Origin of the sequence: Micromonospora ureilytica (genome assembly GCF_015751765.1) — a bacterium.
Lineage (GTDB): Bacteria > Actinomycetota > Actinomycetes > Mycobacteriales > Micromonosporaceae > Micromonospora > Micromonospora ureilytica.
Genome location: NZ_JADOTX010000001.1, coordinates 5,635,380 through 5,659,456, shown reverse-complemented (window position 1 = coordinate 5,659,456; position 24,077 = coordinate 5,635,380). Strand labels below are relative to the sequence as shown.

The window sequence follows — 24,077 nt, the reverse complement described above, 5'->3', positions numbered from 1 at the left end:
AGCCGTCAGGTGAGCAGTGCTGCGGTGCGGAAGAGCACCAGCGCGAGCAGGATCAGCAGGATCATCGCCGCACCGGCGACCTGCACCAGCGTCCGCCGACCACGCGGCGCGTACGCGAGCACCAACGCCATCAGCGCGCCGACCACCAGCCCGCCCAGGTGCCCAGGGATGGAGATGCCCGGCACGGCCAGCGTGAACACCAGGTTGATCACCAGGATCGGGATGATCCGGGAGATGTCCCGGCCCAACCGGCGCTCGATGATGATCAGCGCGGCGAAGAGGCCGAACACGGCCGTCGACGCGCCGACGGTGGCCGCCCGCGGGCTGCTGAACAGGTAGGCGGCCACGTTGCCGCCGAGGCCCGCGATCAGGTAGAGCGCGGCGAACCGCACCCGCCCGAGGTTGGCCTCCAACGACCGGCCGAGCACCCACAGCGCCCACATGTTCAGCAACAGGTGGAGCACGCCGTAGTGCAGGAACATCGCGGTGACCAGCCGGTACCACTGGCCCTCGGCGATCCCGCCGAGCGTGAAGTCGGAGAGGTAGGCGCGGCCGAGCACCGCACCCCACTCGGTCAGCGGCGTGCTGCCACCCATCAGGCCGCCGAAGCCGGAGCCACCCACCGCCGCGTCCCCGCCCCGGGCGGACGCGATGGAAACCAGCAGGAACAGCACGTTCACGGCGATCAACGCCTTGGTGACATAGCCGTGCCGACCGGCCGTACCGCCGCCGAAGGCGGTACGCGCCGGCCGGACACTGCGACGCCCCTCGTTGACGCACTCCGGGCACTGGTGCCCGACCGACGCATCGCGCATGCAGTCCGGACAGATCGGCCGGTCGCAGCGGCTGCACCGGACGTAGGTCTCCCGGCCGGGGTGCCGGTAGCAGACCGGGGTGGTCGGCGGAGACTCGCTCACCGGGCCGACCCTCCGCCCACCACACGGTTTACCGGCACCGGCCGTGCTCCGGAGCGCTCAATCATGCGAGCAAAGGTACCTCGCTTGTCGCTCAGGAAGCGGACCGCTCGATCTCGACCCGCTCGATGACGACGTCCTGGAGCGGACGGTCGCTCGGACCGGTCGGGGTGCTCGCGATCGAATCCACGATCTTCACCGACTGCTCGTCGGCCACCTGGCCGAAGATGGTGTGCCGGTTGTTGAGGTGCGGCGTCGGGGACACGGTGATGAAGAACTGCGAACCGTTGGTGCCCGGTCCGGCGTTCGCCATCGCCAGCAGGTAGGGACGGTCGAACCGCAGCTCCGGGTGGAACTCGTCGGCGAACTTGTAGCCCGGTCCGCCCCGACCGGTCCCGGTCGGGTCGCCCATCTGGACCATGAAACCGCTGATCACCCGGTGCGAGATGGTGCCGTCGTAGTACGGACCATTGCCCGGCTGACCGGTGCGCGGGTCGGTGTACTCACGGTTGCCCTCGGCCAGGTCGACGAAGTTACGGACGGTCTTCGGCGCGTGGTTCGGGAAGAGCTCCAGCCGGATCGGGCCAGCGTTGGTGTGCAGGGTGGCGTAGACAGCCTCGGCCACGGGTACTCCTCACTCGTTGGTCAGTTCCATGCGGATCCTCCCATGTGCCCGATCTGGCATCGCGGAGGCATCCGAAGGTGGAGGATGACGAAGGAACAACTCCCAGGAGGTAGGACCGTGTTTGGATTCGGGCGGCGTAAGTCCCAGGGGCAGCTGGCTAAGGCCGAACTGAACCAGAGCATCAGCCACCTGATGCAGGCAGCCAACCACGCCGCGAAGGGTGCTGGCGCGACCGTCGGCCCGCGGGTCCAGGTGGCCCGGGGCTACGTCGGGCCGACCGCGGTGAAGGTACGCGACCGCGCGGCGACCGGCTGGGGGACGACTCTCACCACGCTGGCACCGCTGGCGGCGGCTGCTCGTGACGGGGCCGCGCAGGCAGGGCCGCTGACCAGGAAGGCCAAGTCGAAGACCATGCGGATCACCGGTAAGAAGAAGCAGCCGCGTCGTCGCGGCTCGATGATGACCGGCCTGTTGGCGGCGGGCGCCATCGCCGGTCTGGCCGGCGCTGTCGCGCTGCGTCGCCGCCGGGAGCAGCAGGAGTGGGCCGAGTACGACCCGACCCGCAGCACCCTGGAGCCGATGCGCGACGAGGTCGACTCGATCGAGGTGCGTACGCCGTCCGCCACCCGGGGGTCCGACGGTTCCGCCATGTCCGGCGCGGCGGGAATGACCGGCGCGGGCAGCTCGGCGGTGGCCGGCGGCTCCAGCGCCAGCACCACCGCCCCGGCCAAGCAGACAGGTGTCCGCCCGACCGAGAAGGTCCCGTCGGTCGCCGAGGGCGCCACGGACGTCTCCGGTCGGCCGACCGACGACCTCACCAAGGCGCTGGGCAAGGACACGGCCCGCACCAACGGCCGCCGCTGACGCCAGCAACAGCGCATCGGGCGCCGGCGAGCGGGTTCACCCCCGCTCGTCGGCGCTTCCGCGTCAGGTGGCGGTGCGCACAGCTTCGGCCTCCGGTCAGAGCCAGCCGTTGCGACGGAACCAGCGGTAGAGGGCCAGCGAGACACCGAGCATGAGGGCCAACACCACCGGATAGCCGTACGTCATCTTCAGCTCGGGCATGTTGTCGAAGTTCATCCCGTAGATGCCGGCGATGGCGGTCCAGACGGCGGCGATACCGGCCCAGGCGGCGATCTTGCGCATGTCGTTGTTCTGGTCGACTGTGACCTGGGCCAGCCGCGCCTGGAGGATCGAGTTCAGCAGGTCGTCGTAGGAGTTCACCTGCTCCACGGTGCGGCTCAGGTGGTCCTGCACGTCCCGGAAGTACTTGCGGATCTCCTTGGGCACGTCCCGGTTGACCTGGGACGTCAGCGTCATCAGCGGCCGTTGCAGCGGCACCACCGCCCGCTTGAACTCCACCAGCTCCCGCTTCATCTGGTAGATCCGCTGGATCCGCCCGTGGCCGTGCCGATCGAAGACCTCGGCCTCCAGCATGTCCAGGTCGTCCTCGATCTGGTCGGCCACCTCCAGGTAGAGGTCGACCACCCGGTCGGTCACCCCGTACGCCACCGCCCACGGACCGTGCAGCAGCAACTCCTGCTTGGTCTCCAGGTCGGCGCGGATCGGGGCGAGCCGGCAGGCATCCCCGTGCCGGACGCTGATCACGAAGTTCGGGCCGATGAAGAGCATCACCTGCCCGGTCTCCACGACCTCGGAGTTCTCGGTCAGCTCGGTGTGCTCGCAGTAACGGGCGGTGCGCAGCACCAGGAAGACGACGTCGCCGAACCGCTCCAGCTTGGGGCGCTGCTCGGCCTTGACCGCGTCCTCGACGGCCAACTCGTGCAGGCCGTAGGTCTCCGCGATGGCGGTCATCTCGGCCAGCTCCGGCTGGTGCAGACCGATCCACACGAAGCCGTGCTCCTCGCGGCGGGCCGCGGCCAGCGCCTCCGCGTACGTCCAATCGCCGGGCTGCCGCTTGCCGTCGACGTAGAGCGCGCAGTCGACCACCGCGCTGCGGCCGGTGCCCGGGCCCGCCGGGGCCGGGGCGGGCGGCGAGCCGTCGGCGTTGAGGATCCGGGTCATCGCCCGGACCGGCGAGGGCCACGCCCGAGGGCGCAGGACCCGACCGGTGGTCGACGGTGCCGTCCGGTCCCGCTCTGTCCGATCCGTCATCGCGTCACCTCCCGCGCTCAGCTGCGGCTTGCAGGCTACGCCGACCGCGGTCGAGGACCGGTGTGACGGCGGTCGCGTGGCGGGGGCGGCACCGGGTGGGCCGGGCCGCATCGGGGGGTGTGCGGGGACGACACGGCCCACCCGGCACCTGTGGGGGCGGGAGGTGATGCTGCCGCGTCAACCCGGGCGGGCCGGCTGGGAGGCCGGGCGGTGATTTCCGCAGCTGACGGGGTGACGCTCGCAGCATTGTGGGCCAGCCGGCCGCCCGGAGGGGAGCCTCGGGGCGGCCGGTATCGCCGTTCTGTCGGGAACCCGACAGTTAACTCAGCTGCGAACGGCCTCGACGGCCTCCGCGAGCCGCCGGACACCCTCGTCGATCCGGTCGGCGGTCACCGCCGAGAAGGCCAGTCGGAGAGCGTGCCGACCGCCGTCCAGCATGAAGTCGCTGCCCTTGACCACGGCGACCCCGCGCTCCGCCGCCGCCGGGGCGAGCCGGTCGACAAGCACGTCCTCCGGGAACTCCACCCAGAGGAAATAGCCACCGTCGGGCTCCACGAACCGGGCCTGCGGCAGGTGCCGACGCAACGACTCGGCGAGCACCCCGGCCCGCTCGCCCAGCGCCGCCCGGACCGTCTCGATCGAGCGGTCGATGTCACCGGAGACGCAGAACTGGTGCACGATCGCCTGGGACACCATGCCGGGGGAGATGTAGAGGCTCGTCGCGTTCTTCGCGATCGAGGCGATCAGGTCGGCCGGGCCGACCAGGTAACCGACCCGCACACCCGGGCAGACCGTCTTGGTGAAGCTCGACGCATGCACCACCACGTTGCGGGTGTCCAGCGAGAGCATCGACGGCAGCGCCTCGCCACGGAAACGGACATCGGCGTACGGGTCGTCCTCGAAGATCGTGAACTCGTACTCGGCGGCAAGGTCGAGCAGCTCCCGGCGCTTCTCCAGGGACAGCGTCATGCCGGCCGGGTTCTGGTAGTTCGGGATGACGTGCGCGAGCCGCGGCCGCACCCCGGACTCCAGCAGCTTGCGCAGCTCGGCAGTGTCCAGGCCATCCGGCTGGACCGAGATTCCGTGCAACTCGCTGCCCATCCGCTGGAGGTTGAGCAGCGTCCGGTCGTACGTCGGGCGTTCCACCACCACCGCGTCGCCGGGGCGGACCAGGTGGTCGAAGAGGAACGCGTCGGCCTGGAGCGACCCGTTGGTGACCAGCACCTGGTCGGCCTCGACCCCGTGCTTCTCGGCGATCCACTTTCGCAGCGGAAGGTACCCGACGGAGGTGCCGTACGCCGTCACCCCTGCGGGGTCGGCGTCGAAGGCGCGGACGGCGGCGGCCTTGAGCCCCTCGACATCGACGATGTCCAGCGAGGGAGCCCCACGGGCGAAGGAGATCAACTGCTCGGCGGTCATGGATGTTGAGCGTACGGGCGGCAGTGGGGAACGCGCGGACGGCACGGCGATGTCCGCATCCTGAGCCACCGGGTCGGGTGACCCCACTCCTCCGGTCGGCGGCAGATCAGACCGGAAGGGCGAGCGCGTCGTGCTGCGCGGCCCGGGAAAGTCCCTCCAGCTGCACGCCGAGCGCGTCGAGGAGCTGGCTCCAGTCGAAGTAGGAACGCCACGCGGTGATCCGACCCTTGCGGGCCCGGACCACGTCGGCCACCTCCCAGCTCACCAGGCGGCCGGTGGGCGCGACGGTGCCGTACGGCGAATGCAGGGTGCCGGTGTGGGTGCCGGTCAGGCGCAGCTCGACGGCGGCGCCGCCACCGGTGCGGACCGCGCCCATCGGGTCGATCCGCAGGTCCGGAAAGGCGCCGGTCCAGGTGCGCAGCAGCGCGGGCAGCTCGATCGGACGGACCGTCACCCCCGGCATGGCGTAGAACGCCTCCGGGGCGTAGAGATCCGGCAGCCGGGCCACGTCCCGGCGCAGGAGCATGGCGTACTGCTGTTCGACCAGCCGCTCCGCGTCGCGCATCGGGACCTCCCCCACAGGCCACGGCATCTCCGCGCCCGTGAGGGATGCTTACCCATCGATCCGGCCCGGCACACCACCCGGTCAGCTCGTGGCGACCGCCTGGCTCTCCGACCAGACCCGCATGATGTCCCGGACGGAGATCACGCCGGCCACCTCCCGGCCGTCCAGCACCACCAGGTGCCGGAACCCACCCCGGGCCATCGCAGCGGCTGCCTCGGCCACCGTCCACTCCGGCCCCGCGTAGACCACGTCCCAGGTCAGGTGGGCACCGGTGCGTTCCACGTCGCAATCCAGGCCGGCGCCGATGGCCTTCAACACGTCGCGTTCGGTCATGATCCCCACGCCCTCCGAGTCCGGGTCGATCACGACCGCCGACCCGACACCACGGGCCGACATCATCCGGGCCGCCTGGCGGAGCGTGTGCTCCGGACCGACGACGAGGACCTGGCTGGACATCGCATCCCGTACCTGCATCACGCATCACCCCTTTGGGACGGTGGCATTCGGTACGGACATGGTGGTCGGTGGATGTTTCCGGGACAAGAGCGGCATCGCACATGCTGCGGACGCTGGCTACTGTCGGGTGGTGTCCACCGAGCCCCTGCGCTGCGCCGGCGCGCTGATCGTCGACCATGACGGCCGCATCTTCTTTCAGCGCCGCTCACCACAACGACGCCTCTTTCCCAACTGTTGGGACATCGTGGGAGGCCACCTGGAGCCGGGTGAGGACATCGACGAGGCACTACGCCGGGAGATCACCGAGGAGACCGGCTGGGTCCTCTCGCACGTCCTGGGTCAGGTGGGCGAGTACAGCTACGTCGGCGACGACGGCCTGGCCCGGACCGAGTACGACTTCCTGGTCCGCGTCGACGGCGACCTCGACCGCCCGGCGCTGGAGGCCGGCAAGCACACCGAGTACCGCTGGCTGGCCGAGCACGAGGTGACAGTGCTCGACGAGCACCGCGACGTCAACGACGGGCTGATCCGACGGATCGCGGAGGAGGGCTTCGCCGTCCTGCGGTCGATCGGTCTGTGAACACCGTCGAACTGGCGCCCCACCGGATCGCCGGGCTGCTCGCGCCGGCCGTGGACCGGACCTTCCGCGCCGGCATCCTGGCCGGCCGGGACGGTGGTGGCGCCGAGTTGTCCCAGCGCTACGGCGGAATCACGGCGACAGGTTTCCTGGTCGACCTGCGCACCCGGCTGGCCGCACCCGGTGGCGCGGTCGACGGGCCCGGGTTCGCGGCGATCACCCGCTACCAGGACCCGGTGGCCTGCCGGCGGACCGTGGACAAGCAGGTGGCACACGGGATGATCTACCGCGGCCCGGACGGCGCGCTCTCCGCCACCGAGCGAGGCGCCGCCTTCCTCGGCGAGCTGTACCAGGTGCACGCCGAGGTCACCGAGGAGCTGTGGGCCGGGCACGACGACCGGGTGGCCCGGCTGGTGGCCCTGCTCGGCCGACTGCTGTCGTACGCCCTCGTGCTGGCCGACGAGGAGGAGGGCTCGAGCGGCGGGTCGGCCTTCGCCGCGCTGGCGCCCCCGTACGAGCCGGACGGCACCCCGTCGGGCGTGCTGCTGCTCAACCGGCTCAGCACGCTGCGCCACCACCGGGCCGACGCGCACGCTGCCGCCTGGGCCGCCGCCGGGCACACCGCGTCGAGCATCGCCGCCCTCCCGGCCAGCCCCGAACGGCTCGCCATCGAGCTGGAGACCGACCGGCGGGCCGCCGGCCCGTACGCCGCGCTCAGCGCGGAGGAGCGCCTGATGATGCTCGCCGACCTGGCGGCCCTGCCCGGCTGACCCGGTTGGCCGGAGCGGCGCACCCGGCCGGGGCTATCCTCCAGCGGTGACGGGAGCAGGACGAGGGAGGATGTCGCGATGATCGGAATGGTGCTCGCGGCCGGAGCGGGACGACGGCTGCGCCCGTACACCGACACCCTGCCCAAGGCGTTGGTGCCGGTGGACGGTGAGACGACGATCCTGGACATCGCGCTGGGCAACCTCGCCGAGGTCGGGCTCACCGACATCGTGATCGTCGTCGGCTACGCGGCCGACGCGGTCCGCGAACGGCAGGCCGACCTGGAGAAGCGGTACGGGGTCACGCTCACCCTTGTGCACAACGACAAGGCCGAGGAGTGGAACAACGCCTACTCGCTCTGGCTGGCCCGGGAGTACTTCGCGCGCGGGGTGCTGCTGGTGAACGGGGACACCGTGCACCCGGTGAGCATCGAGAAGACCCTGCTGGCCGAACGCGGCCCGGGCATCCTGCTCGCGGTGGACACCCTCAAGCCGCTGGCCGAGGAGGAGATGAAGACCACCTTCGACGCCGCCGGCCAGCTGACCCGGATCACCAAGATCATGGACCCGGGCGAGGCGTACGGGGAGTACATCGGCGCGACGCTGATCGAGCCGCAGGTCGCCGACGCCCTCGCCGACGCGCTGGAGGCGACCTGGCGCCGGGACCCGAACCTCTACTACGAGGACGGCTACCAGGAGTTCTCCGACCGGGGCGGGGAGGTGCGGGCGGCACCGATCGGTGACGTCCCGTGGGTCGAGGTCGACAACCACGCCGACCTGGCCCGCGCGCGGGAGATCGCGTGCCGCTACTAGCTCGGAGCGTCCTCACCCCGCTGCACATCGACGTGCGACGCGGGGCGGTCGCCGACCTGGGCGCGATCCTGGCCGACGGGCGGATCTCCTCCGGGGGCGACGTCGCGGTGGTGGTCGGCCCGGGTCAGGGCGCCCAGATCGCGGAACTGATCCGACCGTCACTGCGCTCGGCGGACGTGTTCACCGTCTCCGGCGGCACGCTGGACGCCGCCGACGACCTGGGCGGCAAACTCCGCGCCCGGTCGTACGACGCTGTCGTCGGCATCGGCGGCGGCAAGACCATCGACGTGGCCAAGTACGCGGCGACCCGCCGAGGGCTGCCGATGGTGTCGGTGGCGACCAGCCTCGCCAACGACGGGATCGCCTCCCCGGTGGCCAGCCTGATCACCGACGGAATCAAGGGCTCCTACGGTGTGCACATCCCGATCGGGGTGATCGTCGACCTGGACTTCGTGGAGAGCGGCCCGGACCGGCACAACCGGGCCGGCATCGGCGACGTGATCAGCAACATCAGCGCGCTGGCCGACTGGGAGCTGTCCCGGCAGGTACGCGGTGAGCCGGTCGACGGGTTGGCCGCCTCGCTCTCGCGGGCGGGCGCCGAGGCGGTGCTCAACCACCCAGGCGACATGAGCGACGACGCCTTCGTGATCGTCCTCGCCGAGGCGCTGATCTCCAGCGGCCTGGCGATGGCTGTCGACGGCACCAGCCGGCCGTGCAGCGGCGGCTGCCACGAGATCATGCACGCGGTCGACTCGCTCTTCCCGGGGACCGCCTCGCACGGCGAGCTGGCCGGGCTGGGCGCGCTGTTCTGCACCTGGCTGCGCGGAGACCTCCGCCGCTTCCGGGAAATGTCGGCCTGCCTCGCCCGGCACGGTCTTCCCCGGCTCCCCGCCGAGGTGGCGCTCACCGACGACCAGTTCATCGAGGCGGTGCAGTTCGCGCCGCGTACCCGCCCGGACCGCTACACGATCCTCGAACACCTGGCACTGTCGCCTACCGAGACGCGGGAGCGGCTGGCAGACTACGCCGGTGCAATCCGCGACCAGCTTGGCTGACCCCCGTCCCACCGTCGCCGACTTCCACCGGGTGAACCGGGGCGGCGGCCTGTTCAGCGAGTCGATCAGCCAGTGGCTGGGGGCCGTCTTCGCGCTCGTCGCCCAGCGGCTCGGGCTGCGACCGACAGCGTTGACCATCACCAACCTGGTGCTCGGGCTGGCCACCTCGGTCACCGTGGTGGCGCTCGCCGGCCCGGTCGCCGCCGGGGACGTACCGGCCTGGGTGGTCGGCCTGCTCGCCCTGATCGGCTGGCAGGTGGCGTACTCCCTGGACTGCGCGGACGGGCAACTGGCCCGGGTGACCGGCCAGGGCAGCGCGGCCGGCGCCCGCGTGGACGTGCTCTGCGACGTGGCCGCGCAGATCGCCCTGGTGGCAGCCCTGGCCGCCACCGCCGTGGCGCAGGAGCCGTCCACGCCGAGCTGGCTCGTGGCGACCTTCGCTGGCACCTGGATGGTCAACCTGGTGACGTCGGTAATGCAGGCCGGCCCGAACGCGGCCAGCATGGTCACCTCGACCTCGCTGCCGGTACGCCTGGTGAAGCTGGTCCGCGACTACGGCGCGGTGATCTTCGTGGCCGCCCTGGTGCTCGCCGTGGCCCCCGCGCTGGTCCTCTGGGTGATGGTCGCCTTCACCGTCGTCAACGGCGGTTTCCTGCTGGCCAGCATCGCCTTCTCCGCCCGCGCCTCCCTGCGCTGACCCAGCCGCGCCCGCCCGCAAGATCCGCCCAACTTCCCCGAAGTTGCTGCCTCCGGCGCCCGGGAGACCCCAACATCCCTGATGTTGCGCAGATCTTGCGGGTGGGGGGGTGGGTCAGACGTGGTTGGGGGTGCGGGCCAGGCCCGCGTAGATGTCGAGAAGCTGCTTGGTGACCACGTCGGGGTGGAAGATGCGCTCGTAGCGGGCGCGGGCGGCCATGGTCAGCCCGGACGCACCGGCGCGGGCGACCGGCAGGGCGGCCGCGAGCGCCGCCGGCTCCGGGGCGACCACCCAACCGGCCTCGCCCAGGCCGATCCCCGCCGGCATGGGTGACCCGCCACCGCCCCCGGCGACCGCGGAGGCGATCTCGGCGGGCCCGGTGCCGGCGGGCTCGTGCGGGGCGTCGGCCCCGAGCAGGTACGGAATGCCACCCAATGCCGTACCGAGCACCGGCCGGCCGCTCGCCAACGCCTCGATGATCACGGTGGGCAGCACGTCGTGCCACATCGCGGCGACGATCACCACAGCGCTCGCCTCGACCGCTGCCTGCACGCCGGCCCGGTCGAGCTGACCGAGGTAGACCACGTCGGGTCGCTCGGCGGCGGCGGCCTCCACCAGCGGGCGCAGCTCACCGTCGCCGGCCACCCGCAGCGTGCCCAGCGCACCCACCGGGTGTCGTCGCCAGGCGTCCAGCAGCAGGCCGACGCCCTTCTCCGGGGAGAGCCGGGCCATGTAGAGGAACCCGTCACCGAGCGGCGCCGGCCGACCCGGGTCGGGTACGGAGTTCGGCTTCACCACGATGCGATCGTCCGGAATGCCGTAGTCGCGGAGGTGGTCGGCGATCGCCGTGGTGAGCGCGATGTACCGATCCACCGAACGCCAGGTGCCTCGGTGCACGGCCAGGGTGGTCGCCATCAGCGCGCTCTGTGCCGCCGAGTCGCGGTAGCAGCGGTGCTTGATCGCCGGCACACCGAACGCCCGGCCCTTGCAGTCCTGACAGATCACGCCGTCGCGGAAGTAGATCCCCGACGAGCAGACCTGCCGGTAGTTGTGCACCGTCTGCACCACCGGCACGCCGTGCCGGTGCGCGGTCCGCACCACCCAGGGCGACAGCAGGGGGTACGGGTTGTGCAGGTGCAGAACGTCAGGTCGGTGCTCGGTGAGCAGCCGGCTCAGGTCGTGCTGGGCGCGTGGCGCCCAGATCGGCGAGATCGGCAGCAGCGCCTTCGCCACCTTCGACATCGACGGGATCTCGTCCGAGCTGCGGATGAAGGGCAACACCTCGACGCCAGCGGCGGTGAGCTGGGCGATCTCCGAGTCGACGATCGTGTTCTCACCAGAAGGCTGGGCTTCCCGGTACCGGTTGTGTGCCACCACGATTCTCACGGGAAAGAAGGCTACCGTTGTGTCGTGCCCGAATTACCGGAGGTTGTGTCGTGCCCGAACTACCGGAGGTTGAGGCGCTCGCGGGTTACCTGCGTCAGCGCGCGGTGGGGCGGCGCGTCGATCGGCTGGAGATCGCCGCGATCAGCGCCCTGAAAACGTACGAGCCGGCCCCGACCGAGGTCGCCGGTCGGGCGGTGGTCGACGCCAGTCGGCACGGCAAGTTCCTCGATGTCCTGTTCGAGGGCGGTCTGCACCTGGTGGTGCATTTGGCGCGAGCAGGCTGGCTGCACTACCGGGAGGCGTTCCCCGCCACCACCCCCCTGCGTCCCGGCAAGGGCCCGATCGCGGTGCGGGTACGCCTGGATGACGGTTCCGGCTTCGACCTCACCGAGGCGGGCACCCAGAAGAAGCTGGCCGCATACCTGGTGACCGACCTCGCGGCGGTCCCCGGGGTGGCCAAGCTGGGCCCGGACGCGTTCGCCGCGGATCTGCCGACCTTCGCCGAGCGGCTGCGGAGCCGGCGGGGGCAGGTCAAGGGGGTGCTGACCGACCAGTCGGTGCTGTCCGGGGTGGGCAACGCGTACTCCGACGAGATCCTGCACGCGGCGAAGCTGTCCCCGTTCGCGATCACCGATCGGCTCACCGACGCCCAGATCGCCACCCTGCACGCGGCCACCCGACAGGTCCTCGGCGACGCGGTCGAGCGGTCCCTCGGTCAGCGGGCCGCGGAACTCAAGGGCGAGAAGCGCTCCGGGCTGAAGGTGCACGCCCGCACCGGGCTGCCCTGCCCGGTCTGCGGGGACACGGTGCGTGAGGTGTCGTTCGCCGACTCCAGCCTCCAGTACTGCCCGACCTGCCAGACCGGCGGCAAGCCGCTCGCTGACCGTCGGTTGTCCCGTCTCGTACGGTGAGTAATTCCACTCGGTAGTTACGCAGCGGAATCGCCCACACTGAGTGGAAGCTCCGGTCCGCCTGTCCCGCCCCCCGCGTATCCATCGGTATAGTGGCCCGGTCCCCGGCTTCTGAAATGGTGCGGAGCCGGCCAGATCCCGCCGGCACCATCGGTCGCCAATCTCCTTCGGGGCGGCGACCGGTCCGGCCCGCGTGGGAGACTGGGACGGTGGGCGACCCGGGCCTTCACGGCGAGTGAGCGGTCCGTGTCATGCGGGAGGACATGGGTGAGGTGACGGCAAGCCTCCAGCGCCCGGTAACCAACGAAGGCCGGAGCAGACTCGTGCGGCACGTCGACAGCTTCGAGATCCAGCCGCCGACGCCGCCCACACACAATGGTGTACCCCGGTCGGCGTGGGCCAGGGCGCGACGCCGTGTCTCCCGTTGGCACCGCCCCTACACGGCGATCCTGCTGCTACTCGACTTCAGCGCGGCAGCATTCGCCAGCTGGATCGCGATTCAGCTCTTCGACCAGGCTGCCTCCGGGTTCTCCGGCACCAAGCAGGACCCGACCTGGTTCCACACCATCTCCTACCTGCTGCTCCCGCTCGGCTGGGTCGTCATCCTCTGGGGCAACCGGGCGTATGACAGGCGCTATCTGGGGCTCGGGCCCGACGAGTACAAGCGGGTGATCCGGGCGTCGGTGACGGTGGCCGCGAGCGTCTCCTTCCTCGCCTTCGCCACAGTGACCCAGCTCTCCCGGTTCACCGTGGGCACCGCGCTGGTCGGTGCGGCACTGCTGATCCTCTGGGGTCGGTTCGTGGCCCGGTGGGCCCTGCACTACATCCGCCGGCAGGCCGGCCAGGCCGCGCACCGGATGGTGCTGGTCGGCACCCTGCCGGAGTGCCTCGAGGTCTACGCGGCGGTCACCCGCAGCCCGTCCGCCGGGCTGATGCCCGTCGCCATCCACATCACCAACGGGTACGCGGCGGCCCGGGGGATGCCGACCCCGGTGCCGGTGTACGCCGGACGAGACGTTCTGGCCCTGGTCCGTGAGGTCGGCGGGGACACCATCGCCGTCTGCGGGTCGGCCAGCGCCGAGCCGGGCGAGCTGCGACGGCTGGCCTGGCAGTTGGAAGGTTCCGGTGTCGACCTGGTGGTCGCCCCGCAGCTCACCGACATCGCCGGCCCTCGGGTGCACATCCGGCCGATCGAGGGTCTGCCGCTGCTGCACGTCGAGGAGCCGACCCTCTCCGGGCCGGCGCTGCTGGCCAAGAACCTGCTGGACCGGGTCGCCGCCGGCCTCGGCCTGCTGCTGCTGACCCCGCTGTTCCTGGCCATCGCCGTGGCGATCCGGATCTCCGACCCCGGGCCGGTCTTCTTCCGGCAGCCCCGGGTGGGGCACGAGGGGCGCACGTTCCGGGTGTGGAAGTTCCGGACCATGTACGTCGACGCCGAGGATCGGCTGGCCAGTCTGGTCGACCGCAACGAGACCGACGGCATGCTGTTCAAGATGAAGGAGGACCCCCGGGTCTTCCCGGTCGGCCGTTTCCTGCGCGCCACGTCGCTGGACGAGCTGCCGCAGCTGATCAACGTGCTCTGGGGTGAGATGTCGCTGGTCGGGCCCCGCCCGCTACCGGCCGACGACGGTGACTTCCTGGGTGATGTGCGCCGCCGACTGCTGGTCCGCCCCGGTATGACCGGGCTGTGGCAGGTCTCCGGCCGCTCCGACCTGTCCTGGGACGAGTCGGTCCGACTGGACCTCTACTACGTCGACAACTGGTCGCTCGCGTACGACCTGAGCATCCTGTGGCGCACCGTCGGGGTGGTGCTCGCCCGCAAGGGCGCGTACTAGAGGGTTGGCGCGCCGGCTCGCAGGGGCGAGGATCGCTGCGTGGCTGCCAACCTCTCCGCCGTGGTCGGCGTCGTCTCACTCGTCACCGCGCTGACCGCGGCCCTGTTGGCGGTGCTGCGGCTGCGCGCCCGCCGTGGCATCGCCACCGCTACCCAGCGGGCGACCTACGAGGTGCTGCACACCGCCGGCCTGGCCGCCGAGCCGCTGCGAGCGGGGTTGAGCGAGGCGGGCGCGGCGAAGGCCGTACGCCATCTGCGGGCTCTGGTGGGCGCGGCCGGGCTGGCGCTCACCGACGCCGAGCGGCTGCTGGCCCTCGACGGGCGCGGCACGCACCACGGCCAGCAGTTGCTCGCGGCGGCCCAGCGGACGGTGGAGACCGGCCGCTCGACGGTGCTCGGTGAGCAGGATCTGCACTGCGACCGGGTCGACTGCCCGATCCGCGGGGCGGTGGTCGCACCGTTGCTGGCGGCGGACGGCCGGGTGGTGGGCGCGCTGGTGGCGGTGGCCGACAGCCCACCGCCACCAGGGTTGGTGCAGGCCACCCTGGAGACTGCGCACTGGGCCGGCAACCAGCTCGCCCTGGCCGAGCTGGACTCGTCGCGGGAGCGGCTCGCCCGCGCCGAGATCCGCGCGTTGCGAGCGCAGATCAGCCCGCACTTCATCTACAACGCGCTGACCGCGATCGGCTCGTTCGTGCGCACCGATCCGGAGCGGGCCCGGGAGTTGATCCTGGAGTTCGCCGAATTCACCCGTTACTCGTTCCGGGCGCACGGTGAGTTCACCACCCTGGCCGAGGAGCTGCGGTCGATCGACCGTTACCTGACCATCGAGCGGGCCCGGTTCGGCGACCGGTTGCAGGTGCGGTTGCAGATCGCCCCGGAGGTGCTGCCGGTGACGCTGCCGTTCCTCTGCCTCCAGCCGTTGGTGGAGAACGCGGTTCGCCACGGGTTGTCCCGCAAGCCGGGCACGGGCATGGTGAGCATCGAGGCCCGGGACGCGGGCGCCGAATGCCACATCACGGTGGAGGACGACGGAGTGGGAATGGATCCGACCACGCTTACCGCCGGGATCGCCGAGCTGGCCCGCGGCACCGGCGACCCGGGTGACGACACGGGCCAGCACGTCGGCCTCTCCAACGTCGACGAGCGGCTGCGGTCGGTCTTCGGGGATCGGTTCGGCCTGGTCGTGGAGACCGGGCTGGGTTCGGGCACGAAGGTGAGCATGCGGGTGCCGAAGTTCCACCCCGGCGTACGGGCAGGGTCGTGAGCGAGCGGACCGGGACGGGTGCGGTGAACGCGTCCGGCTTCCTGCGCGTCCTCGCGGTGGACGACGAGCCACCCGCGCTCGACGAGCTGGCGTACCACCTCCGGGCCGACCCCCGGGTGGCCCGGTTGCACACGGCCGGGGATGCCACCGAGGCGCTGCGACTGCTGCGCGACGGCGACGTGGACGTGGTCTTCCTGGACATCCGGATGCCCGGCCTGGACGGCATGGAGCTGGCCCGGGTGCTGCGCCGCTTCGCCCGGCCACCGGCGATCGTGTTCGTCACCGCGTACGACGACGGCGCGGTGGACGCCTTCGACCTGGGCGCCACCGACTACGTGCGGAAACCGGTTCGTGCCGATCGGCTGGCCGAGTCGCTGCGCCGGGTGATCGGCTCGCGGGTGGTGCCGTCGCACCCGGCGGCGTTGGCCCGCGCCGAGGAGGACCCGACCATCCCCATCGAGTTGGCCGGCACCACCCGGATGCTGCCCCGCTCGGCGGTGCGGTGGGTGGAGGCGCAGGGGGACTACGCCCGGTTGCACACCGCGGAGGGGTCGCACCTGGTGCGGGTCTCGCTGGCCACGCTCGCGGAGCGCTGGGCCGATGCCGGGTTCGTCCGGGTGCACCGGTCGTACCTGGTGCAGTTGAAGTTGATCGCGGAGTTGCGACTGGTCAACTCCGGCTACGTGGTGGTGATCGACTCGACCGAGCTGCCGGTGAGCCGGCGGCACACCCGGGAGCTGAAGGACAAGCTGGTCAGGGCCGCGAAGCAGGATTGGAGTCGCTGAGCCGGGAATGGGAGCAGCCCTACCGTACGTTGTACGCTAGTCCGTACGACTTCCGGGAGGCTTGCCGTGACCGAGACCCCGTTCGACACCGAATCCGAGTTCGACAGCCAACTCGACCGACTGGTGCAGCTCGGCTACCCCGCCCTCGCCGGGCTGACCGAGAGCGCCTTCCGCGACCTCGTCGCGCCACTGCGGGCCAGGGCGGTCGAGGGCGCCGCCGGGCTGCCCGCCCCCACCGACGCCCGGGTGCCGTTCCTGCTGGTCATCACCCGGGACCTGATCGGGGTGCCGGAACGGGTGGAGCTGACCACGCTGGCCGGCAAGCGCAAGCCCGGCGTCGTCGACCGGAACTACGCCGAGGACGACCTGCCCCGCTTCGACCCGATCAAGGAGTTGGAGGCGCCGGCCGGGCCGGCGTACCTGCTCTTCGACGTCGACCGGGGCGAGGAGTTCCGCAACCTGGCCCCGGCCACCGCCATGGAGGGGATCACCGCGCAGGGCCGGCTGCCGCTCACCATCGACGAGGGGCTCGCCTTCATCACGCTGCACCCGGCCGCACTCGCCAGCAACAGGTGCTTCTCGCTGGTCGGCTCCCGCTGCGGCGACAAGCGGGTGCCGGCGCTCTGGATCAGCCAGGGCGCACCCAAGCTGGGCTGGTGCTGGTACGGCAACCCGCACACCTGGCTCGGCTCCGCCTCGGCCCGGCCGGAGCGCATCGGCCTCGAGTGACCGCAGACCGCCCTTGCCGGGAGGGGAGGTAGCTGTGTGTCGGTTGTCCACAACGAGCCTTGGGAGTTCCACCACGCCAGCCGGCACGGTCCCGGAGTTATCCACAGGCATGAGCGGTTCTCCACAGGTTATTCACAACGCAAACCACTGATCTCCACGGCGGCTCCCTACAGTCAGGACCCATGAACGAACGCCGGGTACTGGTGGTCGAGGACGAACGGACCATCGCCGAGTCCATCGCCGCCCGATTACGGGCCGAGGGTTTCACGGTGGAGATCGCGGCGGACGGGCCCAGCGCGGTCGCGCAGTTCCACGCCGCACAGCCGGATCTTGTCGTCCTCGACGTGATGCTGCCCGGCTTCGACGGCCTGGAGGTGTGCCGCCGGATCCAGGCCGACCGGCCGGTGCCGGTGCTGATGCTCACCGCCCGGGACGACGAGACCGATCTGCTCGTGGGGCTGGCGGTCGGCGCGGACGACTACCTCACCAAGCCGTTCTCGATGCGGGAACTCACGGCCCGGGTGCATGTCCTGCTGCGCCGGGTGGAGCGGGCCGCCGCCACGCCGCCCGCCATCCGCCTCGGCGACATCGAGATCAACGAGGCCGAGCGACGGGTCCGCCGGGCCGGGTCGGACGTGCACCTCACCCCGACCGAGTTCGACCTGCTGGTCCACCTCGCGGGGCGACCTCGCACGGTGCTCCCCCGGGAACGGCTCCTGGCCGATGTCTGGGGATGGGGCGACGGAAACGGCACCCGCACGGTGGACAGCCACATCAAGGCTCTGCGCCGCAAGCTGGGCGCCGATCTCATCCGCACTGTGCACGGGGTCGGCTACGCCCTGGAGCTGCCGTTATGACGGCGACCCTGCTCACCCGTCTGGACCGGGTGCTGGAGCTGCTGCCCCGACCGTTGGACCCGGTGCGCTCGATCAAGCTGAAGCTGGGGGTGCTGCTGGTCGCCTCCGGTGCGGCCGGGCTGGCCTACTTCTCGTACGGCATCGGCTGGCCGCCGCCGGTCACCTCGGCCACCGCCATCGCCGTCGCCCTGCTCACCTCGCAGGTGCTCGCCCACGGCATGACCTCGCCGTTGCGGGACATGACGGCGGCCGCCGGCGCGATGGCCCGCGGCGACTACACACGCCGGGTGCGCGCCACCTCCCGTGACGAGGTCGGCGAGCTGGCCCAGGCGTTCAACAAGATGGCCGAGGACCTGCACGCCGCCGACCAGCGCCGACGCGAGCTGATCGCGAACGTCTCGCATGAGCTGCGTACGCCGATCACCGCGTTGCAGGGCGTGCTGGAGAACATGGTGGACGGGGTGGCCGATCCCGAACCCGCGGCGCTGCGTTCGGCCCTGACCCAGACCGAACGGCTCGGGCACCTCGTCGCCGACCTGCTCGACCTGTCCCGACTCGACGCCGGGGTGGTGCCGCTGCGGCGGGTACGCATCGACGTGGGGGACTTCCTCGACGAGGCGGTGGAGCACGCCACGGCCAGCGCGTCCGGTGCCGGCCTGGACGTGCGCTTCCAGCTCCGCGACCTGCCGGCGCCGCTGACGGTCCAAGCGGACCCGTGGCGGCTGCACCAGGTCTTCGCGAACCTGCTCGACAACGCGGCGCGACACAGCCCGCCCGGCGGCACGGTGCGGGTGAGCGCCGAGGAACACGGCGACCAGCTCCGCTTCGAGGTGAGCGACGAGGGTCAGGGCATTCCGCCGACCGAGCGTTCCCGGGTGTTCGAGCGGTTCACCCGCGGCGACCGGTCGGCGGGAGGCGGGACCGGGCTCGGCCTGGCCATCGCCCGGTGGGTCGTCGAGTTGCACGGCGGTCGGATCGGTGTCCTCGATCCCGCCGGGCCACACCGGGGCGAGCGACCCGGCTGCCGCATCCAGGTCACCATCCCGTGTGACGGACCATACCGAGAAGAGGCCGCATGACCAGCCCGGGCAGCACCCCACTTCCGGCCACCGGGCCGACCGGGCCTGCGCAGGTCGCCGCGACCGTGCGGCCCGGCCCGGCCGCACCGCCGACGGCCGGTAGTCCCCCGGCATTCATGGCCGCGCCCGCCCTGCCCCGGCCACCATCGGTGATCGCGCGGCGCTGGCCGGGACCATCCGGTGCCGCCCGTCCGATGGTGCTGGCGGCGTTGGCGGCGGCAGCAGTCGTCGGCGCCTCGGTGCTCACCATGGTTCGTCCGGGCCTCGGCTGGCTGGTCGCGGCGTTGGCCGGCGCGGCGGCCCTGGGCGCCGCCGGAGTCGTCAGGTCCGGGACGTCCTCCCCGGCCGCAGGCCGCACCGAGCCGACCGAACCCGGCGCCGCAACCGGCTCCGCAACCGCCCGTCCCGGTGCCACGGGGGCACCGGGGCGGGTGGCTCAGGTCGCCTGGGCTGCCACGACTGTCACGTTGGTCGCCGTCGGCACGGTCCGGGCCGCCGGCTGGCTCTTCGTCCTCTGCCTGCTCGCGGCGGCGGTCACCGGGACACTCGCGGTGACCGGCGGGCGAAGCCCGCTAGGAATGCTTGTCGCCGCGACGCTGCCGCCGGCCGCGACGGTACGGGCGCTCCCGTGGGCGGTACGCGGAGTGCGCGACAACCGCCCGGCCGGCTCGGGGATCGGGTTCGGGCGCATCGTGACCAGCCTCGCGATGTCCGCCGTCCTGCTGACGCTGTTCGGGCTGCTCTTCTCGTCCGCCGACGCGGTCTTCGCCAACCTGGTCGGCGGTCTGCTGCCCGACATCTCGCCGGCGGGTGTGATCGGCTGGTTGCTGCGTCTACTCCTGATCGGCGGCGGTCTGCTCGGTGCCGCGTACCTGGTCAGCCGCCCACCCGACCTGGAGGGGCTGCGACCGGCGCCGTCCCGACCGGCCCACCGGCTGGAGTGGACCCTCCCGCTGGTGTTGCTCGACGCCCTGTTCGCCGTGTTCGTGCTGGTCCAGCTGACTGTGTTGTTCGGCGGGGCGGGGCACGTGCTGCGTACGGCGGGGCTCACCTACGCCCAGTACGCCCGCGGCGGGTTCTGGCAACTGCTCGCCGTCACCGCGCTCACCCTGCTGGTGATCGCGATCGCAGCCCGCCGGGCGCCGAAGGCAACCCGGGCGGACCGGCTGCTGGTCCGCGTACTGCTCGGCACGCTCGCCGCGCTCAGTCTGGTGATCGTCGCCTCGGCGCTCTACCGGATGCAGGTCTACGCCGACGCGTACGGTGCCACCCGGCTGCGGCTCGTCGTGTCGGCGGTCGAGCTCTGGCTCGGGCTGCTCTTCATTCTGGTCGGGGTGGCCGTGGTGCGGTTGCGGGCCGACTGGCTCCCCCCGCTGGTGGTGGGCACGGCGGTGCTGGCGCTGCTCGGGTTGGCACTTCTCAACCCTGATCGCCTGATCGCCGATCGGAACGTCGACAGGTACCTGGAGACCGGCCGGTTGGATGTCAGCTACCTGTCCGGGCTGTCGGCCGACGCCGTGCCGGCCCTGGGTCGGCTGCCAGAGCCGATGCGCTCCTGCGCGTTGGGGGAGATCGCCAACGAGCTGCCCCGGGACGGCTTCTGGGCGACGAACCTCGGTAGGGAACGCGCCCAGCGGGTTCTCGCCACGATCCCGGTGAGCGCCAGCGTTACCGACTGCCCCGGTCTGCGAGGCTGGTGAGCGTGAGCGCTTGACAATCGCGTGCGGCGGGCGAGACTGCCGGGGTGGCCAAGCAACTCCCCGACGTGGGGTCGAGCGGTGCGGTACCGCCGCCCCGGCGGTCCCGGATCGTGCTGGCCGATATCACCCGGCAGGACACCCGCGCCGAGCGGACCCGCGCCGAGTTGGCCCAGCAGACCCAGGTCGGTGAGGCGCTGGTCCGCGGCCTGGTCCGGGCCCAACTCGCGCTGGCACTGCGGCTGTCCCTGGTGGTGGCCATCGGGTTGGGCGGGTTGCCCTGGCTGTTCGCGATCGCGCCCTCGCTCGGCCGGACCACAGTCGTCGGCGTCAACCTGCCGTGGCTGCTGCTCGGCGTGGCCTCCTTCCCGTTCCTGATCGCCGTGGGCTGGGCGTACGTGCGGCTCGCCGAACGCAACGAGCAGGACTTCACCGACCTGGTGCAACGGCCGGAGCGCTGAGGTGGGCAACGACTTCGTGGTCCCGGCCATCGTCGCGGTCACCCTGGTCACCGTCGGGATCGGCTTCTACGGGCTGCGGTTGGCCCGGACCACGTCCGACTTCCTGGTGGCGTCCCGGGCGATCAGTCCCACGTGGAACGCCGCCGCCATCGGCGGGGAGTACCTGTCGGCGGCGAGCTTCCTCGGCATCGCGGGGCTGGTCCTCAAGTACGGCGTGGACGTGCTCTGGTACCCGGTCGGGTTCGCCGCCGGCTACCTGGCCCTGCTGCTCTTCGTGGCCGCGCCGCTGCGCCGCTCCGGGGCGTTCACCCTGCCCGACTTCTGCGAGCTGCGGCTGGGATCGCGTCGACTCCGCATCCTGGCTACAGCCTTCGTGATCTTCATCGGTTGGCTGTACCTGGTGCCGCAGCTCCAGGGCGCCGGGCTGACCCTGGCCACGGTGGCCGGCTCCCCGTACCCCCTCGGAGCCCTGCTGGTGGCGTCCGTGGTCACCGCGAACGTGGCGCTGGGCGGCATGCGCGCCATCACCTTCGTGCAGGCGTTCCAGTACTGGCTCAAGCTGACCGCTCTCGCCGTACCGGTGATCTTCCTGGCCCTGCAGTGGCAGGCCGACGGCCGCCCGGCGGTGACCCCACCCGACGGGCCGACGTTCCGGGCCGCGACCACAGTCGTGGTCGAGCACCGCGCGACCCTCACCCTGCCCGACGGTGACATCCGGGAGGTACGCCCCGGCGACGAGCTGACCTTCGCTGCCGGTGATCCGGTCCCGGACGTGTCCGGGGTGGCCACCGATGCCAACGACTGGTTGCTGCCCAGCGCCGCCGGTGACGACGACCGGGGCCTGTTCGCCACGTACTCGCTGATCCTGGCCACCTTTCTGGGCACCATGGGCCTGCCGCACGTGCTGGTGCGCTTCTACACCAATCCGGACGGCGCGTCGGCCCGCAGGACCACCCTTGTCGTGCTGGCATTGGTCGGCGCGTTCTACCTGCTGCCCACCCTGTACGGGGTCCTTGGCCGGATCTACACCCCGCAACTGCTGCTCAGCGGCCAGACCGACGCGGTGGTGGTGCTGCTACCCGAGGCGGCTCTGGGTGACGGCCTGGCCGGGCGGCTACTCGCCGCGCTGGTCGCCGCCGGTGCCTTCGCGGCGTTCCTCTCCACCTCGTCCGGCCTGCTGACCAGCGTCGCCGGGGTCATCTCGACGGACGTGCTCGGTCGGGGCTCGGTACGCGGTTTCCGGCTGGCCACCGTCATCGCCGGTGGTGTGCCGGCGGTGCTGTCGCTGCACGTCTCCGGACTGGACGTGTCGCAGGTCGTCGGGCTGGCCTTCGCTGTCGCCGCGTCGAGCTTCTGCCCGCTGCTGGTGCTCGGCATCTGGTGGCGCGGGCTGACCGACGTGGGCGCCACCGCCGGCGTGGTGGTCGGCGGCGGCGCGGCGATCGGCGCGGTGCTGGTCACCGTGCTCGGCCCACCGCTGTCCGGCTGGCCGGCCACGCTCATCGCGCAGCCGGCCGCCTGGACGGTGCCGCTGGCCTTCACCGTGATGGTCGCCGTGTCCATGGCGACCCGCCGGCGAGCCCCGGCCGACGTAGCCGCCACCATGCTCCGCCTGCACACCCCGGAGGCCCTCCGGATGTGAGTCCGGGACGTCAGACTCAGCAGGCGTCGGTGCCGGCGCAGAGCCGTTCGGCAACCTTTGGGGCGTACCTCGTAGCGGCCGCGCGGTCGGCCACCCAGAGTTCGGCAGTCAGATCGCCGACCCGAACGAACAGATACTCGGAAACGGCGTTGTCATGGTGCTCGACACGGACCAGCACCGAGTCGGTGTCTGCGAGATCCTCGGCGAGCACGGTGATTTTCGCCCCCGTCCCAGCGCACGACTCGGCCCGGTCCCGCACCTCGCCGAGGTAGCGGGCGGCATCCCTCGCCGAGTACCGGGTCACCGTCTCGGTCAACGGCGCGATCTGGCCCTGGACGAAGACGATCCCGCGTTGCGCGCGGGACTTCAGCCGGTACAGCGGGTGATTCGAAGGTTCGCACCCGCCGGTGCTGAAGGCGAAGCTGGAGTCCCCGTCCCTGCTCGCCGCCTGCCTTCGCCAGCCGGACGGCACGTCGGACGCCTGCAACATCGCCGACTCCGGGATGGCCGGGTTGGCGGAACCGGTCGACGATCGGCCGCTGGGACTTGACGGGTTCGACGGCGGTACGACGGGAGTTCGGGTGGCCTTCGGTGGGGACGGCGTCGGGGTGGCTGACGGCGCGGGTGTCGGGGTCGGTGATCCGGTCGCCGGCAGCACCGGCGTCGGCGTCCCCTCCCGGCCGCCGGCCAGCGCCACCGCCCCGGTAGCCACCAGGGCCACCGCGACCACGCCGACGAGCGTCGCCGCGATCCTGGTCCGACGAGTCCGCCGCCGGCCGTGCTCCCGCACCTGTTCGGTCGGCGTCCAGGTCAGGTGCTCAGTGTCGCGGTAGATGTCGATGAAGAACTGATCAGGCATTGCTGACCTCCTCCGGGAGGGTGCTGCCGAGCATGGGGGCCATGGCCTGGCGGCCCCGGGAGAGCCGGGCCTTGACGGTGCCGAGCGGCACACCGATCTGAGTCGCGATGTCAGCGACCGAGAGGTCCGCCAGGTAGTGCAGGACGATCGCCTCGCGTTGTTCCAGCGGCAATCGACGTAACGCCGCGACCAGCGCGACAGTGTTCTCCGAGGGTGGTCCCACGGCAGTGGCCGGACCGTGCCGCCGGTTTGCCCGGATGCCGTTACGGATCTTGCGCCATCGGTTTATGAGGAGGCGGTGCCCCACGCCGCGCACCCACGCCTCCGGATCGCCGTACTCGCCGATGCGCTGCCAGCGCTGCCAGGCCCGGACGTACGCTTCCTGCGCGGCGTCCTGCGCCTCGTGGATGTCGCCACCGAGCGCGTACAGCACGGTGACGACCCGGTGTCTGGTGGCTCGATAGAAGTCCTCGAACCCATCGTCTCTGTCCAACGTCCCCTCCCCCGTTGTCGCTTCTGCCACTGTCACCCGCCAGCACGACGGCCGGTTGCATCAGGGGCAGCAAG

25 protein-coding genes are annotated in these 24,077 nt (G+C 71.5%); 16 read left to right on the top strand and 9 right to left on the bottom strand.

Annotation, left to right across the window (positions count from 1 at the left end; translation table 11 throughout):
• Window positions 1–5: 5 nt before the first annotated feature.
• Window positions 6–917 (bottom strand): rhomboid family intramembrane serine protease, encoded by a 912-nt coding sequence (locus IW248_RS25890; RefSeq protein WP_196929026.1) that lies wholly within the window; start codon window positions 915–917, stop codon window positions 6–8.
• A gap of 91 nt (window positions 918–1,008) precedes the next feature.
• Complete coding sequence (locus tag IW248_RS25885) at window positions 1,009–1,539, bottom strand: peptidylprolyl isomerase (protein WP_124822481.1); 531 nt, start codon at window positions 1,537–1,539, stop codon at window positions 1,009–1,011.
• A gap of 84 nt (window positions 1,540–1,623) precedes the next feature.
• Between IW248_RS25885 and IW248_RS25880 the strand changes: the two genes are divergently transcribed.
• Complete coding sequence (locus IW248_RS25880; protein WP_196929025.1) at window positions 1,624–2,403, top strand: hypothetical protein; 780 nt, start codon at window positions 1,624–1,626, stop codon at window positions 2,401–2,403.
• Between the two features lie 96 nt (window positions 2,404–2,499).
• On the opposite strand, the gene corA is transcribed toward IW248_RS25880, so the two are convergent.
• The 4 genes from corA to IW248_RS25860 form a co-directional block, all read right to left on the bottom strand.
• Window positions 2,500–3,654 (bottom strand): magnesium/cobalt transporter CorA, encoded by a 1,155-nt coding sequence (corA, locus tag IW248_RS25875; RefSeq protein ID WP_196929024.1) that lies wholly within the window; start codon window positions 3,652–3,654, stop codon window positions 2,500–2,502.
• A gap of 324 nt (window positions 3,655–3,978) precedes the next feature.
• A complete protein-coding gene (locus tag IW248_RS25870) occupies window positions 3,979–5,073 on the bottom strand; it encodes an aminotransferase-like domain-containing protein (RefSeq protein WP_124821421.1) in 1,095 nt (364 codons plus the stop codon).
• A gap of 106 nt (window positions 5,074–5,179) precedes the next feature.
• Window positions 5,180–5,638, bottom strand: coding sequence for an ester cyclase (locus IW248_RS25865; RefSeq protein WP_112675404.1), 459 nt, complete (start codon window positions 5,636–5,638; stop codon window positions 5,180–5,182).
• Between the two features lie 81 nt (window positions 5,639–5,719).
• Window positions 5,720–6,112, bottom strand: coding sequence for a CBS domain-containing protein (locus IW248_RS25860; protein WP_124821422.1), 393 nt, complete (start codon window positions 6,110–6,112; stop codon window positions 5,720–5,722).
• A 112-nt stretch (window positions 6,113–6,224) separates the two neighbouring features.
• Between IW248_RS25860 and IW248_RS25855 the strand changes: the two genes are divergently transcribed.
• The 5 genes from IW248_RS25855 to IW248_RS25835 all read left to right on the top strand — a co-directional run bounded on the left by IW248_RS25855 (window position 6,225) and on the right by IW248_RS25835 (window position 10,003).
• Complete coding sequence (locus IW248_RS25855) at window positions 6,225–6,674, top strand: NUDIX hydrolase (protein WP_196929023.1); 450 nt, start codon at window positions 6,225–6,227, stop codon at window positions 6,672–6,674.
• Window positions 6,671–7,441 carry a hypothetical protein gene (locus IW248_RS25850; RefSeq protein WP_196929022.1) on the top strand — a complete coding sequence of 257 codons (771 nt, stop codon included), beginning with the start codon at window positions 6,671–6,673 and terminating at the stop codon, window positions 7,439–7,441. The genes IW248_RS25855 and IW248_RS25850 overlap by 4 nt, the downstream gene beginning before the upstream one ends.
• A gap of 78 nt (window positions 7,442–7,519) precedes the next feature.
• Window positions 7,520–8,251 (top strand): phosphocholine cytidylyltransferase family protein, encoded by a 732-nt coding sequence (locus IW248_RS25845; RefSeq protein ID WP_112583845.1) that lies wholly within the window; start codon window positions 7,520–7,522, stop codon window positions 8,249–8,251.
• On the top strand, window positions 8,239–9,306 hold the full coding sequence (locus IW248_RS25840; protein ID WP_196929021.1) for an iron-containing alcohol dehydrogenase family protein: 1,068 nt from the start codon (window positions 8,239–8,241) through the stop codon (window positions 9,304–9,306). Before IW248_RS25845 ends, IW248_RS25840 begins: the two co-directional genes overlap by 13 nt.
• Window positions 9,281–10,003, top strand: a complete 723-nt coding sequence (locus IW248_RS25835; protein WP_196929020.1) for a CDP-alcohol phosphatidyltransferase family protein — start codon at window positions 9,281–9,283, stop codon at window positions 10,001–10,003. The genes IW248_RS25840 and IW248_RS25835 overlap by 26 nt, the downstream gene beginning before the upstream one ends.
• A 114-nt stretch (window positions 10,004–10,117) precedes the next feature.
• On the opposite strand, the gene IW248_RS25830 is transcribed toward IW248_RS25835, so the two are convergent.
• The gene (locus tag IW248_RS25830; protein ID WP_196929019.1) at window positions 10,118–11,389 is read right to left on the bottom strand and encodes a glycosyltransferase; all 1,272 of its coding nucleotides are present in this window, start codon (window positions 11,387–11,389) and stop codon (window positions 10,118–10,120) included.
• A 50-nt stretch (window positions 11,390–11,439) separates the two neighbouring features.
• Here IW248_RS25830 and IW248_RS25825 point away from each other — a divergent pair, with 50 nt between their 5' ends.
• The 10 genes from IW248_RS25825 to IW248_RS25780 all read left to right on the top strand — a co-directional run bounded on the left by IW248_RS25825 (window position 11,440) and on the right by IW248_RS25780 (window position 22,651).
• Window positions 11,440–12,300, top strand: a complete 861-nt coding sequence (locus tag IW248_RS25825) for an Fpg/Nei family DNA glycosylase (RefSeq protein ID WP_196929018.1) — start codon at window positions 11,440–11,442, stop codon at window positions 12,298–12,300.
• A gap of 263 nt (window positions 12,301–12,563) precedes the next feature.
• Window positions 12,564–14,135: a sugar transferase gene (locus IW248_RS25820; RefSeq protein WP_167493099.1), complete on the top strand. Its 1,572-nt coding sequence runs from the start codon at window positions 12,564–12,566 to the stop codon at window positions 14,133–14,135.
• A 39-nt stretch (window positions 14,136–14,174) separates the two neighbouring features.
• Window positions 14,175–15,401 carry a sensor histidine kinase gene (locus tag IW248_RS25815; RefSeq protein ID WP_196929017.1) on the top strand — a complete coding sequence of 409 codons (1,227 nt, stop codon included), beginning with the start codon at window positions 14,175–14,177 and terminating at the stop codon, window positions 15,399–15,401.
• 23 nt (window positions 15,402–15,424) lie between these two features.
• Window positions 15,425–16,186 carry a LytR/AlgR family response regulator transcription factor gene (locus IW248_RS25810; RefSeq protein ID WP_088950711.1) on the top strand — a complete coding sequence of 254 codons (762 nt, stop codon included), beginning with the start codon at window positions 15,425–15,427 and terminating at the stop codon, window positions 16,184–16,186.
• Between the two features lie 66 nt (window positions 16,187–16,252).
• Window positions 16,253–16,915 (top strand): DUF5701 family protein, encoded by a 663-nt coding sequence (locus tag IW248_RS25805; RefSeq protein ID WP_196929016.1) that lies wholly within the window; start codon window positions 16,253–16,255, stop codon window positions 16,913–16,915.
• A gap of 182 nt (window positions 16,916–17,097) precedes the next feature.
• A complete protein-coding gene (locus IW248_RS25800) occupies window positions 17,098–17,772 on the top strand; it encodes a response regulator transcription factor (protein WP_196929015.1) in 675 nt (224 codons plus the stop codon).
• Window positions 17,769–18,851, top strand: a complete 1,083-nt coding sequence (locus IW248_RS25795; protein ID WP_196929014.1) for a sensor histidine kinase — start codon at window positions 17,769–17,771, stop codon at window positions 18,849–18,851. The genes IW248_RS25800 and IW248_RS25795 overlap by 4 nt, the downstream gene beginning before the upstream one ends.
• On the top strand, window positions 18,848–20,551 hold the full coding sequence (locus IW248_RS25790) for a DUF4153 domain-containing protein (protein WP_196929013.1): 1,704 nt from the start codon (window positions 18,848–18,850) through the stop codon (window positions 20,549–20,551). Before IW248_RS25795 ends, IW248_RS25790 begins: the two co-directional genes overlap by 4 nt.
• 44 nt (window positions 20,552–20,595) lie before the next feature.
• Window positions 20,596–21,009 carry a DUF485 domain-containing protein gene (locus IW248_RS25785; RefSeq protein ID WP_307788235.1) on the top strand — a complete coding sequence of 138 codons (414 nt, stop codon included), beginning with the start codon at window positions 20,596–20,598 and terminating at the stop codon, window positions 21,007–21,009.
• A gap of 1 nt (window position 21,010) precedes the next feature.
• Window positions 21,011–22,651, top strand: coding sequence for a sodium/solute symporter (locus tag IW248_RS25780; protein WP_196929012.1), 1,641 nt, complete (start codon window positions 21,011–21,013; stop codon window positions 22,649–22,651).
• Window positions 22,652–22,667: 16 nt separating this feature from the next.
• On the opposite strand, the gene IW248_RS25775 is transcribed toward IW248_RS25780, so the two are convergent.
• Both IW248_RS25775 and IW248_RS25770 read right to left on the bottom strand, forming a co-directional pair.
• On the bottom strand, window positions 22,668–23,510 hold the full coding sequence (locus tag IW248_RS25775; RefSeq protein WP_196929011.1) for a hypothetical protein: 843 nt from the start codon (window positions 23,508–23,510) through the stop codon (window positions 22,668–22,670).
• Window positions 23,503–24,003, bottom strand: a complete 501-nt coding sequence (locus IW248_RS25770) for a SigE family RNA polymerase sigma factor (RefSeq protein WP_196929010.1) — start codon at window positions 24,001–24,003, stop codon at window positions 23,503–23,505. Before IW248_RS25770 ends, IW248_RS25775 begins: the two co-directional genes overlap by 8 nt.
• Window positions 24,004–24,077: the final 74 nt, after the last annotated feature.